The 13,858-nt window shown below is 57.7% G+C and carries 14 protein-coding genes; 5 read left to right on the top strand and 9 right to left on the bottom strand.

The genetic code is table 11. From position 1 onward, the window contains the following. Nucleotides 1-4 precede the first annotated feature (4 nt). The 9 genes from galE to MHK09_RS09030 all read right to left on the bottom strand — a co-directional run bounded on the left by galE (nt 5) and on the right by MHK09_RS09030 (nt 9,673). Nucleotides 5-991: a UDP-glucose 4-epimerase GalE gene (gene galE, locus MHK09_RS09070; protein ID WP_150850346.1), complete on the bottom strand. Its 987-nt coding sequence runs from the start codon at nt 989-991 to the stop codon at nt 5-7. Continuing rightward, the gene (locus MHK09_RS09065) at nt 988-1,671 is read right to left on the bottom strand and encodes a metal-dependent transcriptional regulator (protein ID WP_150850347.1); all 684 of its coding nucleotides are present in this window, start codon (nt 1,669-1,671) and stop codon (nt 988-990) included. Before MHK09_RS09065 ends, galE begins: the two co-directional genes overlap by 4 nt. 222 nt (nt 1,672-1,893) lie before the next feature. Next, nucleotides 1,894-2,907 carry a sigma-70 family RNA polymerase sigma factor gene (locus MHK09_RS09060; RefSeq protein WP_005325073.1) on the bottom strand — a complete coding sequence of 338 codons (1,014 nt, stop codon included), beginning with the start codon at nt 2,905-2,907 and terminating at the stop codon, nt 1,894-1,896. 182 nt (nt 2,908-3,089) lie between these two features. Then, a complete protein-coding gene (locus MHK09_RS09055) occupies nt 3,090-3,875 on the bottom strand; it encodes a helix-turn-helix transcriptional regulator (protein ID WP_236587092.1) in 786 nt (261 codons plus the stop codon). Nucleotides 3,876-4,031: 156 nt separating this feature from the next. After that, complete coding sequence (locus tag MHK09_RS09050; protein ID WP_250408415.1) at nt 4,032-5,405, bottom strand: L-serine ammonia-lyase; 1,374 nt, start codon at nt 5,403-5,405, stop codon at nt 4,032-4,034. Nucleotides 5,406-5,451: 46 nt separating this feature from the next. Continuing rightward, entirely contained in the window at nt 5,452-6,867 is a 1,416-nt protein-coding gene (locus tag MHK09_RS09045; RefSeq protein ID WP_005325068.1) for an SLC5/6 family protein, read from the bottom strand. A gap of 358 nt (nt 6,868-7,225) precedes the next feature. After that, nucleotides 7,226-7,669 carry a D-aminoacyl-tRNA deacylase gene (gene dtd / locus MHK09_RS09040; protein WP_200435550.1) on the bottom strand — a complete coding sequence of 148 codons (444 nt, stop codon included), beginning with the start codon at nt 7,667-7,669 and terminating at the stop codon, nt 7,226-7,228. 42 nt (nt 7,670-7,711) lie between these two features. Further along, a complete protein-coding gene (locus MHK09_RS09035; protein ID WP_250413344.1) occupies nt 7,712-9,283 on the bottom strand; it encodes a DUF7782 domain-containing protein in 1,572 nt (523 codons plus the stop codon). 15 nt (nt 9,284-9,298) lie between these two features. Next, nucleotides 9,299-9,673 (bottom strand): DUF3099 domain-containing protein, encoded by a 375-nt coding sequence (locus MHK09_RS09030; RefSeq protein ID WP_086587548.1) that lies wholly within the window; start codon nt 9,671-9,673, stop codon nt 9,299-9,301. Between the two features lie 137 nt (nt 9,674-9,810). On the opposite strand from MHK09_RS09030, the gene MHK09_RS09025 reads away from it, so the two are divergent. From MHK09_RS09025 to MHK09_RS11755, 5 genes are all read left to right on the top strand, one after another. Continuing rightward, nucleotides 9,811-10,062 (top strand): DUF3039 domain-containing protein, encoded by a 252-nt coding sequence (locus MHK09_RS09025; RefSeq protein ID WP_005325062.1) that lies wholly within the window; start codon nt 9,811-9,813, stop codon nt 10,060-10,062. Then, nucleotides 10,059-11,825 (top strand): DEAD/DEAH box helicase, encoded by a 1,767-nt coding sequence (locus MHK09_RS09020; protein WP_250413342.1) that lies wholly within the window; start codon nt 10,059-10,061, stop codon nt 11,823-11,825. The genes MHK09_RS09025 and MHK09_RS09020 overlap by 4 nt, the downstream gene beginning before the upstream one ends. A 271-nt stretch (nt 11,826-12,096) precedes the next feature. Next, complete coding sequence (locus MHK09_RS09015) at nt 12,097-12,561, top strand: hypothetical protein (protein ID WP_005325057.1); 465 nt, start codon at nt 12,097-12,099, stop codon at nt 12,559-12,561. 233 nt (nt 12,562-12,794) lie between these two features. Then, nucleotides 12,795-13,385: a hypothetical protein gene (locus MHK09_RS09010; protein ID WP_005325049.1), complete on the top strand. Its 591-nt coding sequence runs from the start codon at nt 12,795-12,797 to the stop codon at nt 13,383-13,385. Between the two features lie 188 nt (nt 13,386-13,573). Continuing rightward, a complete protein-coding gene (locus MHK09_RS11755) occupies nt 13,574-13,750 on the top strand; it encodes a 6-carboxyhexanoate--CoA ligase (RefSeq protein ID WP_366511723.1) in 177 nt (58 codons plus the stop codon). Nucleotides 13,751-13,858: the final 108 nt, after the last annotated feature.

The following is a 13,858-nucleotide window of genomic DNA, read 5'->3' as shown; positions in this document are numbered from 1 at the left end:
GCGTCTAGGACCGCTTTGCGGAATGTGCCTTATCGCCAAGCTGTCGGGTGAAGTTCCACGCGTCGGTGACGATGGTTTCCAGGTCCGTACGGGTGGGATTCCACCCGAGCTCCCGCTGAATCTTCTCAGAGGAAGCGATGAGCGTAGCTGGGTCGCCCGCGCGGCGCGGGGCCACCTCAGCCGGAATGTCGTGGCCGGTGACCTTGCGACACATCTCGATGACTTGCTTGACGGAGTACCCATCGCCAGAACCCAAGTTGTAAATGCGGTGGGTGCCAGATTCATTGGACTCGAGGGCAAGCACGTGGGCGTCGGCTAGATCGCGGATATGGATGTAGTCACGCACTGGGGTGCCGTCTGCGGTATCCCAGTCATCGCCGAACATGAAGATCTTATCGCGGTGGCCCAAAGCAACCTGCAACACGATGGGGATGAGGTGGGTTTCTACCTCGCGGTTCTCGCCAATATTTCCGTAGGCGCCAGCCACATTGAAATAGCGCAGCGAGGTAGCGCCCAGGCCGTAGGCGTGGGCAAAGGACGTGATCATGTAGTCGATGGCCAGCTTGGTCGCACCATAAGGATTGGTGGGCTGGGTCGGCATGTCTTCCGTAATCGGGACCTGGTCGGGCTCACCGTAGGTTGCAGCGGTGGAGGAAAAGACGAGGTTTTTGACGTCGTTATCCCGCATGGCATTAAGCAGCGTCAGGGTAGTAACGACGTTGTGCTGCCAGTACTCATCAGGCTTTTCCACGGATTCGCCCACCAAGGAGCGCGCAGCGAAGTGAATGACGCCTTCGAAGCCACCTTCGCCCAAGACATCGGCAGCCTTGTCCGCGACGTCGCCCTCGACGACGCGGGCGGCTTCCGGAACGGCCTCACGGTTGCCAGTGGAGAAATTATCGATGATGGTTACGTCATGGCCTTGTTCGACCAATACTGCGGCGCAGACACTGCCCACATAGCCGGCGCCACCGGTGACAAGAAGCTTCATGGTTGTACCTCCACGCGCACTGCGTGCGCCAAATCGTCGGAAAGCACGACGCTGCCACCTTCCGGTGTCGACAGCGTAATCGTGCCGCTGTTATTGACCACAGATACCTTGGCACCCACACGAATGCCGGCATCGGTGAGCTCCTGGAAGGTTCCATCATCAACCTGCAGGATTTCATTGACCTGGATGACGGTCGCGGAGACCTGCTCGCCATTGGGGAGGTCGACCGCGCGCGTGCCCTGATCCGGCTGCGGAACATCGAAGCCAAGTGCAGACAGCGCCGGAATAGGATTGCCAAAGGGGGACCGCGTCGGGTCATCGAGAACGGCGACCATGCGCTTTTCCACCTCTTCACTCATGACGTGCTCCCACCGGCAGGCCTCGTCGTGGACCTTGGCAATGTCGAGCCCCAGGACGTCGGTAAGCAAACGCTCTGCCAACCGGTGCTTGCGCATGACTGCGGTAGCTAGGTCGCGGCCCTTGTCCGTGAGATCCAAACTGCGGTCGGTGCGCACGTGCAAAAGGCCATCGCGCTCCATGCGAGCTACAGTCTGAGAAACCGTAGGCCCGGACTGCTCCAAACGCTCCGCAATGCGGGCGCGCAGGGGAGTGATGCCTTCTTCCTCTAGCTCGTAGATGGTCCGCAGATACATCTCCGTTGTATCAACTAGGTCCCTCACGTGGGCATACCTTTCTGTGTGAATACAGTTACGCGGCTATAGTCCCGCCCAAGAACGGGAAAGCGCTTTCTAGACTCTGCAGTCCAGATTAGCCTACCTAAGGCTTGGCTCGCCGCTAGGAACCAAGCCGATGCCTTATCAACGCCAAAACCCGAGCCCATGGCGGTACGTTGCCAAATGGGCCCGGGGAGAGGGTGTGCTGCCGAATACAGTAGGCGTGGATTACAAAGCGTACTCGCGCAGGCGATCGGCGCGGTTGCCATCGCGCAGCTTAGCCATGACTTCGCGCTCAATCTGGCGTACACGCTCGCGCGAGAGGCCGAAGCGGCGACCAATCTGATCCAAGGTGCGCGGAACACCATCATCGAGGCCGTAGCGCAGGCGGATGACGTCCTGCTCGCGCTTTTCCAAGGTGTCAATCACACCGCGGATATCGGAGTGGCGCATAGAAGCGACGACCGCAGTTTCAGCATCGGTAGCTTCCGCGTCTTCGATGAAGTCACCCAAAGGAGCTTCTTCATCGGTACCTACCGGCATATCGAGAGAGACCGGATCGCGCGACTGGCGCAGCAGCATCTCAATCTTGTTCTCATCAATACCGGATTCTTCCGAAAGCTCCTCGTTGGTAGCTTCGCGGCCCAAGGATTGATACATCTCGCGCTTAATGCGGGAAAGCTTGTTTACCTGCTCCACCAAGTGGACTGGGAGGCGAATGGTGCGGGACTGGTCAGCCATGCCGCGGGTAATCGCCTGGCGGATCCACCACGTGGCATAAGTGGAGAACTTGAAGCCCTTGGCGTAATCGAACTTCTCCATTGCGCGGATAAGGCCTAGGTTGCCCTCCTGGATGAGGTCCAGCAGTGGCATACCGCGGCCGGTGTAGCGCTTTGCCAGCGAGACGACGAGGCGCAGGTTGGCTTCGAGCAGGTGGGAACGCGCCTTCTTGCCTTCGCGGGCGAGAATCTTCAGGTCACGCTTTTCTGCGCGGGTGAGCTTTTCTGCGTTATTGAGCTTGTACTCCGCGTACAGTCCAACCTCGATGGCTTGAGCGAGTTCTACCTCATCTTCCGCGCTGAGCAGCGCGGTCTTGCCGATGCCGTTGAGATAAACGCGGACGAGGTCTGCAGAAGGATTATCGTTGGTTTGGTTGCGGCGAGATCCGCGGTCTACTTCCTGTTCTTCATCAGTAGTGGCACTTGAAGTGCCCTTGGCGGTGGTGGCAGATGTCTTCGTCATAGTGAAGCCTCCTGAATTTGTCGCCGGTTTCACAAAGTACAACGGAGTCTTGAGAGTTTTAGTTCCCGGTGCGGAGAGAATTTTTAAAAACAGTTGTTCCCCGTGGTGCAAATCCACCTTTTCGGGGGAGAGGAACCACGGGGAACGGTTACGAGCTGCGAGTAGCTAGAAATGTGGGACTACTATCCGCGCACCTGTACGAGGTAGCGGTAGATGGTGGGCTCAGATACGCCGAGACGCTCTGCAGCTGCGGCAATTCCGCCTTTAAGAAGGAAGAATCCTGCATCCTCAAGGTCAGAAACCACCTCGAGACGCTCTTCGCGCTGCATGCGAGGAACTGGCGTGCTCTGGTTGGAAATCGCAGAGTTCAGCATGGAATCGAGAAGGTGCTCCACGTTAGAACGCAGAGACTCGCTTACCGCTTCGCTTTCAGGCTCTTCTGCAGTCTCTTCAGCTACTTCTTCTGGAACCGGGTCAGGTACCGCTACGGGGCGCTGGGGTTGCTCCTCTGCGCCGGGGTAGCCGCCGAAAGCCTTGGACTTGTCAAACGCGGGATCGTCTGCGTTGCCGATAAGCGCGGCGGCAGCATCGCGAATGTGTACCAACTCGGAGACATCGACATTGATGCACAGCATGCCGCGCATATGGCCGGAGTCATCTCGGATGAAGTAGCTTGAAGAGCGGCAAATTTTGCCTTCCGCATTGACGGCGCGGTAGCCGGTCATCATGGGGATTGCTGCCGCATCGCCTTGTTTCATAAACCACAAAGCGAAGTCGGTCACCGGGCCGCCTAGCTGCCGGCCGGAGATGTGGCCGTTGGCGATGGCCATGATGGATTTATCGGGGACGTCGAGATCGTGAAGTACGATTTCGGTGTTGGGGCCCATTGCCTTACCGAGGAATTCGACGAGGGGAATGTACTGCTCGAGGAAGTTTTCTTCGGAGGCATTGCCGCTAGGGAAGTTCATTAGCTGAAGCATGTCCTTTAATTCCTGTCAGGTTATAGAGAAGATATCACACGGAAGCGAATAGGCGAAAGGGGGAGTAGCGCCAAGAAAGCCGGATGAACACAAGCGGCTTAGCGCTGTGCTCACCCGGCTCATCGCTTCTTTACTGGGTGGTCTCTATCCGCACACCGGAACTGGTGGGTGAACTGCTAGGGCCAGGCCACCTTGTGAGGTTTCCCTGTACTTGGCGTTCATATCCTTACCAGTCTTATACATGGTCCAGATAACTTCGTCCAAAGAAACGCATGGCTTGCTTTCGCGCTCCAGCGCCATACGTGCGCTGGTGATGGAATCAACGGCAGCGACAGCGTTGCGCTCAATGCAGGGTACCTGAACCTGTCCGAGGACCGGGTCACAGGTCAGGCCAAGCTTGTGCTCCATGCCAATCTCGGCTGCGATGCATACCTGCTCTGGGGTAGCGCCCATGAGCTGGGCGAGACCGCCAGCAGCCATGGAGCACGCTACACCAACCTCACCCTGGCAGCCGACCTCAGCGCCAGAGATGGAAGCGTTCATCTTGTACAGGGAAGCAATCTGGTTGCAGGCGAAGATGTAATCAGCAAACATCTCGGTGGTAACGGGCTCAACGAACTTGTCGTAGTAGGCCAGTACTGCCGGGACAACGCCGCATGCGCCGTTCGTAGGAGCGGTAACAACGCGGCCGCAGGATGCATTCTCCTCGGAGATAGCCAGAGCGAACATATTGACCCAGCTGAGGATGTTCAGACCATCGTGCGGTTCGGACTGCTCCAGGCGGCGCTTGAGGGCAGCGGCGCGGCGGGGGACAAGCAGAGAGCCTGGGAGTGGGCCGTCGGTAGCGGAGCCGCGCTTGATGCCGGTGTACATGACATCGCGAACTTTGCCCAGGTGCTCGTTGACTTCTTCTTCGGAACGCAGTGCCAACTCGTTGGCAAGACCCAGCTCCGGGAGGGTCATGTTGTTCTTCTCGCACAGCTCGAGCATCTCTGCGGCGCTGGCGTATGGGAAGGGGATATCAACCTTGGCGTCGGTGCGCTTGGCAAAGTCTTCCTGCTTGACGATGAAACCGCCGCCGACTGAGTAGTAGGTCTTGTGCAGGATGTCTTCCTCGCCAGCGAAGGCGATAAGACACATGCCGTTTTCGTGCATTGGCAGGTACTCGTCGTGGAAGAAGAAGCCGCCGTCCTTGGGGAATTCTACCTCGTGGGAGCCGCCCAGCATGAGCTTCTCGCTGCTGCGGACGTTCTTCATGAATTCGGAGATGCCGTCGATATCAACCGTCTCTGGCTCTTCACCGGCGAGACCGAGGAGGATGGCCTTGTCGGTGGAGTGGCCGATGCCCGTGAGGGAGAGGGAACCGTAGACATTTGCCTGAACTCGAGTGACCTTGTCAAAGAGGTCCTTTTCCTTGAGCTCGTCCACGAAAGCCTTGCCGGCTTTCATTGGCCCAAGAGTATGTGAGCTTGAGGGGCCGATGCCAATCTTGAACATATCGAAGATGCTGATGAACATTGTTCTTTCCTTGAATCCTCTGCGATTTTCTCGTCTGCGGCGGTGCTTAGAAAGCCTGGACGATGGAGTAGATGATGGTTGCTAGGGCGACGAGGCCCATGAAGAAGACGAAGTAGTTGGAAGCCTTGCCCTTGTAGCGCTTCAGCGCAGGAACCTTGTGGATGGCGACCATTGGGATGATGAAGAGCATGATGGCAATCGTCGGGCCACACAGGGTTTCAATCATGCCCAGGATGGATGGGTCAGCCCAAGCGACGAGCCAAGCGGTGACCAGCATGAAGATGAGGGTGATGGTATCGAGCTTGTGGGCGGACTCAGCGTCGTCCTTGCTTGCGTTCTTGCTGCCCTTGATGACGAGGCCTTCGAAGCCTTCGGCTGCGCCGAGGTAGTGGCCGAGGAAGGACTTAGCAACTGCAATCATGGCGATGACTGGGGCAATCCACTGGATGAGCGGGTTATCGAAGTGGTTGGCCAGGTAGGACAGGATGGTGATGTTTTGTGCCTTAGCTTCTGCCATGTCAGCCGGGGAGAGGCTCAGGGCGCAAGAGAAGACGAAGAACATAACCACGACGACCATGAGGATTTCTGCGCGGAGCAGGGTCTTGCGGGACTTGGCCTCAGCGAACTTGCCGTAGGTCTGGCGGCGGTCAACGGCGAAGGAGGAAATCATCGGGGAGTGGTTGAAGGAGAAGACCATAACCGGAACCAGCAGCATCAGGGTAACGCCCATGCTGTGGCCAGAAGCCTCGCGAGCAACGTTGAGGTCGAAGGAATCAAAGAGCGCGGTATTCCACTTCGGGATGAGGTAGAGGGAAAGCAGAACCAGGATGCCGATGAATGGGTAGACCAGGTAGGACATGACGTGAACTACGACGTCCTTGCCCATGCGGACGACTAGGATGAGGCCGCCTACCAGCAGGAGGGAGGTAAGCCAGCGGTCCGGCGGGGTGATTCCGAGCTGGTGCTCCAGGAAGGAGTTGACCGTGTTGGTGATGGTTACCGAGTAAACCAGCAGGATGGGGTAGACCGACAGGAAGTACAGGATGTTCATCAGAACGCCGGCCTTCTTGCCAAAGTGTTCCTCGACGACATCCGTGAGGTCACCGTCTGGCTTGGAGCTGGAAAGCACCAAGCGGGTCATTCCGCGGTGGGCCCAGAAGGTCATTGGCAGTGCTACGACCGTCATGATGATTAGTGGGATGATGCCGCCGATACCGGCGTTGATGGGGAGGAAGAGGACGCCGGCGCCGATTGCGGTGCCGAACAGGGAGAGCATCCATACGGTGTCTTCCTTATTCCACTTCGGTGCACCCTCCTGGCCATCAAACGGGGTGTCAATGCCAGGGGCTGGTGCGGATTCTTTGGAGGAGGGAGCTGCCTTGGAGGTCTTGAGATCCTGGGGCATCTCAGCCTGGTTCTCTGGGTGCTGGGCTTTGTTGCGCCGCGTGATTGAGTGGGACATTTTCTTTCCTACATCTAGTTGGTCGGCCGAAGCGTTTGGGCTTCTGCAACCATGATTGAGAAAATTTCTTCTCACTCAATTTTGCGTTTGTAGGATTTTGAGAAATTATCTCGCATCCTGCATATCCAGCCCTTTTGCTTCGCTGTGCCTTCAGTATAGAACAAAATCTTGCAGGGTGATAATAAATTATTGCACTGCGAGTAGGGTATTTATCACTCTCTGAGAATTTGCATTCCCCAGTGCTTTATGGCTTGCTCTACACAAAATCCGGAAAAGTGGTCTGGGTCACGGGATAGCTTGTAAAGGGCCTGCTTAACACGATTTTCAGATCTCGCGGGCCAGAAATTGAGGGTGCGGGCTAGGTCTCTACCAAGACGGTGAAAGGTCCTTCGTTCACAGAGGAAACGCGCATTTTAGCCCCGAATTGGCCTGTTTCCACTGACACGCCGCGTTCCCTGAGGTTCGCAATAATTGCCGCGATGACCGGTTCGGCCTCGGGTCCTGGAGCGGCATCCGCCCACGAAGGGCGCCGCCCTTTGGCAGTGCGGCCGTACAAAGTAAATTGGCTCACCACAAGCACAGGGGCTGCGGAATCAATGACTGATACTTCGCCATCAAGAATGCGCAGTTCTGCAATCTTGCGTGCCATCTTCTCAGCGCGGGGCTGCCAATCATGCATATCCTCGCGCGAGACGCCAACTAGAGCGAGAAGGCCACCCGTTTCGGGGCAATCGATGGCTCCTACGGTTTCTCCATCGACGGTCACTGTGGCCTCTGATACCCGAGTCAAAACTGCGCGCATGGTTTACTTCTCCTTATATAGCGAGTTGGGGACAGTGTGGATTTAGCTGAGGTCCGGCGAATCGGTATTCAAGAGGAGATCAGCTGGGATAAGCAGGCCATGTCGGACCATATCGATCACGGCAGGTAGGGCGGCAGCAGTAAGTTCTGCTTCGTCGAATCCATGTGCCGCCGCATACAAGCCGATGGTTTCTTCAAGGTTCAAGCCCTGTGGGTTGAGCCCGGCGACAATGGCAGCGATGTGTTCATCTACTTCGTGGCTCCAGCGCGGACCGTCTGTGCGAGTAAGACGTAGAGCGGCTCGTGTAAAGCCCTGGCCCAATTCCGCATCTGGGGTGCTGATATCTTCGCGTGCCAGCCCCGGGCGTACCTGGAAGTGCTTTCCCTGGAGCTCGCCGGGTACGAGGTCGCGCAACCACGCTACACGAGCAAAGTATTCCTCTACTTCAGGGCCAAGTGGGTCGCTAAAGGCCTGGGGCATTTCTTCGGCCAAGATATCGGCAGGTTCATCGTCGCCGATGCGTTGGATAGCGACAAATCCAAAGCCAATGCCATTGACCTCGTGCTGCTGGAAATGCTCCAGCCAGGCGCGAGAGCGCTCTTGTCCTTCAGGGGAGCGTACATCCAGGGATTCATCCTCGAGCCAGGTGGACACATAGAGTGCGGGATCGGCTACGTCGCGCTGGATTATCCAGGCGGCAATTCCTTTGTCCGGTAGCCAGGAAGCAACGCGTTGCTGCCAGGTCTCGCCGCTGGTGTGTACCCAAGCTGCCAGAAGGTGAGCCGTTCCGCCACGGGTTAGGTGGTCGGTGGCTCGAGAGACAACCAGCTCGCTGGCACCGTCCAGATTTAACCCGGAATCGCGGTAGACGTGGCCAACTTCGGGAAGGCCAACAACAAAAGGTGGGTTAGCTACGAGGCGGTCAAAGCGGCGGCCGGCTACGGGGTCGAACCACGAACCTTGCAGCAATTCCACTTTCTCGCTATCGCCAGTAGCGGCAATGGTAGCCTCGGCCAATTCCAACGCACGCTCATGCACGTCGGTGGCGGTAATCTTTTCAGCGCAATCGAGCTGCCCCAGCAATTGGACGCCCGAACCAGTGCCTAGATCTAAGACGCTGCCCACTGGGCTTACTGGCGTGGATTGCAGCAGGGAGAGGCTTGCCGCGCCAACGCCAAGCACATGGTCTGGGCCAGGTACGTGGTCGACCAAGGAGGCGTCGACGTCGGAGAAGATGAGACGGTTGGCGCCAACGATGGTGTGGGGGCGGATATCGAGGGCGATGTAGGCCTTGCCATGGGCGTCGGCAAGCGCAACATTGGCATCGAGCAACTGGGTAGCCAAACGCGCGCCTACCGCCTCGCCCAAAAGCGTGGCCGGCAGGTGTTCATGCAGGAGGAAGAAGCGGATCAAAAGATCCAATTGAGATTCGCTGTGCGCGGCGAGCGCAACTGGTGCGGGTTCGCCGCGGAAGAGGGCCTCGGTAACTTCCGGACCTAGGTGCCCGGCTACGCCATCGGTAGTAAAACCGGCGGCGGTAAAGACGTCGGAAAGCTCTGCGGCCAGCGTGGCTAGCGCGGTGGCATCAAAGTCGGGGCCAAAAGCGGTCGTCATGTAGGCAGGAATCCTTTACTCTTCTTCGTGATCAATGATGTCGTGGTGTGCCTCAATAGGCCGGGCAGTGCCGCCGGATACCTGTGGGGCGTGGGTCTGGCTATAAAGCTGCCGGTTCATGGCTGGCTTGTACACGTTTTTCTCGCGCTTATCCTTCTTTTCTCCCCGGCCGTTGCCAATCACCACGGCTATCCAGGGGAGGGGAAAAGTCACGCCCACAATGATGGCGGCTAAAAGCCACCAATGCATATAAAGGAAGAAGCCGGCGATGAGCAGGGAAGGAACGCGCAAAAACTGGAAGATTCCATACCGAATTTCGCGGCGCTTGCGGTCCTGGCCAGGCGAGAGCTTGGCATCTGTGATGAGGTAGCGCTCTTTTTTGCCAAACAACCTAGACTCGGCTCCCCTCGTGCGCATCGGCGTTCCCTCGATAAGGGGAGAGGGGCGCAGTGGCTGGCGTGCATGACGTGTACATGTTCTCCAAGGGTAGCCGCCTGACTCGCAAAGTTCGATGCCGATGCGGCAAAATGGAGTGCGTGACTACGACTACGAAGACAATTGAACGGCCAGATATTCGTGAAGACACTTCGACGACGGATAATGACACGCCGAAGTTCTTCCACTACGTCAAAAAGGATCACATCCTCGATTCCGCAGTGAACGGCAAGTACGTCGTTGCGCTGTGCGGCGAAACTTTCCCGGTGACCAAGCAGGCAAAGCCGGGTTCTCCGGTGTGCCCCGATTGTGAGCGTGTGTATAAGGGTCTGCGCCGCAAGTGAGGACTTTTAAAAAGACTAACCTTCGCGCCTGGCAGCAATCCGCCCTCGATAAATTCCTCGCCACTAGGCCGCAGGACTTCATGGCGGTGGCGACCCCGGGCGCCGGAAAGACTACCTTCGCGCTGCGCATTGCCACCGAGCTCATGGAAGACCGTACGGTCGAGCGCGTAATCGTGGTGGTGCCTACCGAACACCTCAAGACCCAGTGGTCTAGCGCTGCCGCGCGCGTAGGTCTGGCTCTAGATCCCGCGTTTAGCAATTCCTCCGCCGTTAATCCTTCGATGGACGGCATCGTGGTGACTTATGCGCAGGTGGGTATGCACCCCTTTAAGCACCGCGCGGTGGCTTCTGCCCGGCGCACTTTGGTGATCCTGGATGAGATTCACCATGCAGGCGACGCCAAGAGCTGGGGCGATGGCGTCAAGGAAGCCTATGACGATGTGAACCACCGCCTGGCTTTGACCGGTACGCCTTTCCGTTCCGATGACTCGCCCATTCCATTCGTCCAATACGTGGACGATGGGGAGGGGCACAAGGTATCCTGCTCGGACCATACCTATGGCTATGGCGATGCGCTTGCCGACGGCGTCGTGCGCCCCGTTGTCTTTCTTTCTTACTCGGGCGAAGCCCGCTGGCGCGATTCGGCCGGTGAGGAACATGCAGCCCGTTTGGGCGACATTATGAATGCGGAGCAAACCGCCCGGGCGTGGCGCACCGCCTTGGACCCCAAGGGCGAGTGGATCCCAGCTGTGCTGCAGGCGGCGCATACCCGCCTGATGCAAATGCGGCGCAATATGCCGGATGCCGGCGGCCTGGTGCTGGCTTCGGATACGACGACAGCACGCGCGTATGCCAAGATCCTCAAACAGCTTTCTAATACGCCAGTGTCGGTGATTTTGTCTGATGATCCCGGCTCCTCGGACCGCATTCAGGAATTTTCTGAGTCCACCGATGAGTGGATGGTAGCAGTGCGCATGGTGTCCGAGGGCGTCGACGTCCCGCGCCTAGCGGTGGGCGTTTATGCTACCTCGGCATCGACCCCGCTCTTTTTCGCCCAGGCCATCGGCCGCTTCGTGCGCTCGCGCATGCCGGGTGAAACCGCTTCCGTTTTCCTTCCTTCGGTGCCTGTCTTGCTGGGCTTGGCAGAAAATATGGAAAAGTCCCGCGATCACGTTTTGGGTGAGGAAAAGCCGGACAGGGAAGGCTGGGACGACGAACTGCTAGAGCAGGCGAATCAGAAAAAGACCGAACCAGACATGCTGGAGAAGTCTTATGAGTCGCTTGGTGCCGAGGCAGAGTTCTCGGGCCTGCTGTATAACGGTTCTCAGTTCAATACCGGGGATATGACCACCGATGAGGAAGCAGACTTCCTTGGCATTCCCGGGCTACTTGATGCAGACCAAGTCAAAGATTTGCTGCGCAAGAAACAATCCGAAGAAATGGACCGCCGCGAAGCGGAGGAAAAGGCGCGACGCGCCGCTGAGGCGGAGGAGGCTCACCGCCGCAAGCTCTACGGCATGGATTATGCACCGGCCTCACGGAAGAAGTCTATGGAGTCTGAGTCCAGCGATACTGGAGTTGTCGATGAGCTAGGCCAGCTGCGCAAAGAGCTCAATACGGTCGTATCCATCGCTGCCCAGCGCTCGGGCCGCCCGCACGGTGCCATCCACACTGAGGTGCGCAAGGCCTGTGGCGGCCCGCCCACCGCGCTGTGTAATGCCGAGCAGCTGCGCGAACGCATCGAGTACTTGCGCAAGTGGTAGGGGTAGGCGGTCATGGTCAAAGTCAAGGTCAAGCAAGGCCGGATTGGGACAGTACTCCAGTACCTTTCGTGCGGTGCACTTCTAGCGCAGTGCATTCCTAGCCCGGTGCACTCCTGGCGCGGAGTGCACCCAGCCCGGCCTTTTCTGCGCTCTACCAGAAAGCGATCGCCGTACAATGCGCAGCCAGCGTGGGTAACGTAGTTAAAAGCAAAAGAACGATTAGCAATAACACGATTAAGGCTTTTGGGCTGCGCTCAAGGAGGCTAAGCGTATGACCATCCCGAACGGCCCTCACACCCCGGGCAACGGAAAGAATTCCGACAGTTCCGAAGGCGCGGTATACCCGGCCTTTGCCGGTGGAGGTGACGGTTATTCCTCGGCCGAAAAGAAAAGCGTGATTGCGGTGTGGGCTCTCGTTATCGGCATCATTGCGCTGGTGTCTTTGCTCCTAGTTGTTCCACCGCTGCTGCTAGGGCCGATTGGCATCATCGTCTCCATCATCGCATTGCTAAAAGGCAAGAAGCGACCAAAAGAGCTGCGCCGCGCTTGGATGTCCATCGCCGGCTTGATTACCTCAATTATCGCTTTAATCTTGTCCGTTGCTTTCTTGGTTTACTTGTATACGCATATTGGTTGGACGATGACGCCTGACCCTGAAATGTGCACGACCATCGATGACCCAGCGCAAAAGCAAGCCTGCATGGAAGATTCCTTGAACGGTTCTACTCAAAACTAGGCGTTTCCCAAACGTCGAATATCGCATCTGTCCACCCATGGCACCATCCATGTGGAGGTGCGCAAGGCTTGCCGCGGCCCGACCGCCCACAAACTCGGCCACTCGTTAGTTGCCAGCGATTTCACAGGTTCCGTAAGTAACGTGGCCGAAAGCGATTACAAACGCGAAAGTTATTAGACGCACATATTTGATAAAGAGCACGCAATTTGGGCTGCCCCAAGGAGGCCAACCACATGACCACCCCGAACAACCCAGAGAACCCGGACAACGCGAAGAACCCATTTAGCAGCGACAGCACCGGCAAGCTGCCCTCCTACGGTGAGGCAACCTCCAAGGCTAACGAGGAGCACACCCACGACGCAAACAACTATGGCGTAGAAAACACCGCTCACGACCACGCCTCCCACGATGCTTACGGCACGAACGCAACCGCCGCTGGCGCCGGCTACCCGGCCTACGCCGGTGTCGACAGCCAGCCGGCAAAGAAGAACGCAGTTGCTATCTGGGCGATGGTCATCGGCATCATCGCTCTGCTGTCCCTGCTGCTGATTGTTCCGCCGCTGCTGCTTGGCCCAATCGGCATCATAGTCTCCATCATCGCGCTGGTCGTCGGCCGCAAGCGCCCGAAGGAGCTGCGCCGCACCTGGATGTCCATCGTCGGCCTGGTTACCTCCATCCTGGCCCTGGCCGGCACCATCGCCGTCATGGCCCTCGGCGTCAAGCTCTTCGGTGACACCGGCGCCGACAAGTGCCTGGAGATGCAGGACCCTGCCCAGCAACAGGCCTGCATAGAGGAAACCCTGGGTGCCGCACCACAGCAGTAGGGGAAATACCCGTACACTGCACTAAGCAACCCCCACGAGCCCCGACCACCTACGTGGTTGGAAGGCACGTGGGGTTCTTAATGTCTCGTGGAAGTCGCACTGTCACTTGGCGTCGGTAAGTGTGTTTCCGAGCGGAACTAGGAGAGGGGATTAACCCCTGTTTCGATAATTATTGAACGGTGTTCAAGATGCTGGGGTACGATACTTGCATGGCAGAAACCTCGACTGTGCCGATGAGTATTAAGATGCGTGCAAGCCTTGAAGGTAGGCATATCTCGGGCGCTGAACGCATCGTGGAACCACACCTTGTTCCTAGCGTGAGTTCTGAGCTTGCAACCCGGGCGTTGCGGCATCTTGATTTCTAGCGGTCGTGGAAACACCTGACATGGGTTAGGTGATTGTGTGGAGTCGAAATGGGTTCCGGATTCTGCTGTTGTGGCGCGGTTTGCGTCGTTGGTTCGGGCTGGTAGTTC

This window comes from Corynebacterium tuberculostearicum (genome assembly GCF_022347235.1).
In the GTDB taxonomy this organism is placed as follows: Bacteria; Actinomycetota; Actinomycetes; order Mycobacteriales; family Mycobacteriaceae; genus Corynebacterium; species Corynebacterium tuberculostearicum_F.
This window is presented reverse-complemented; position numbering and strand designations above follow the sequence as displayed.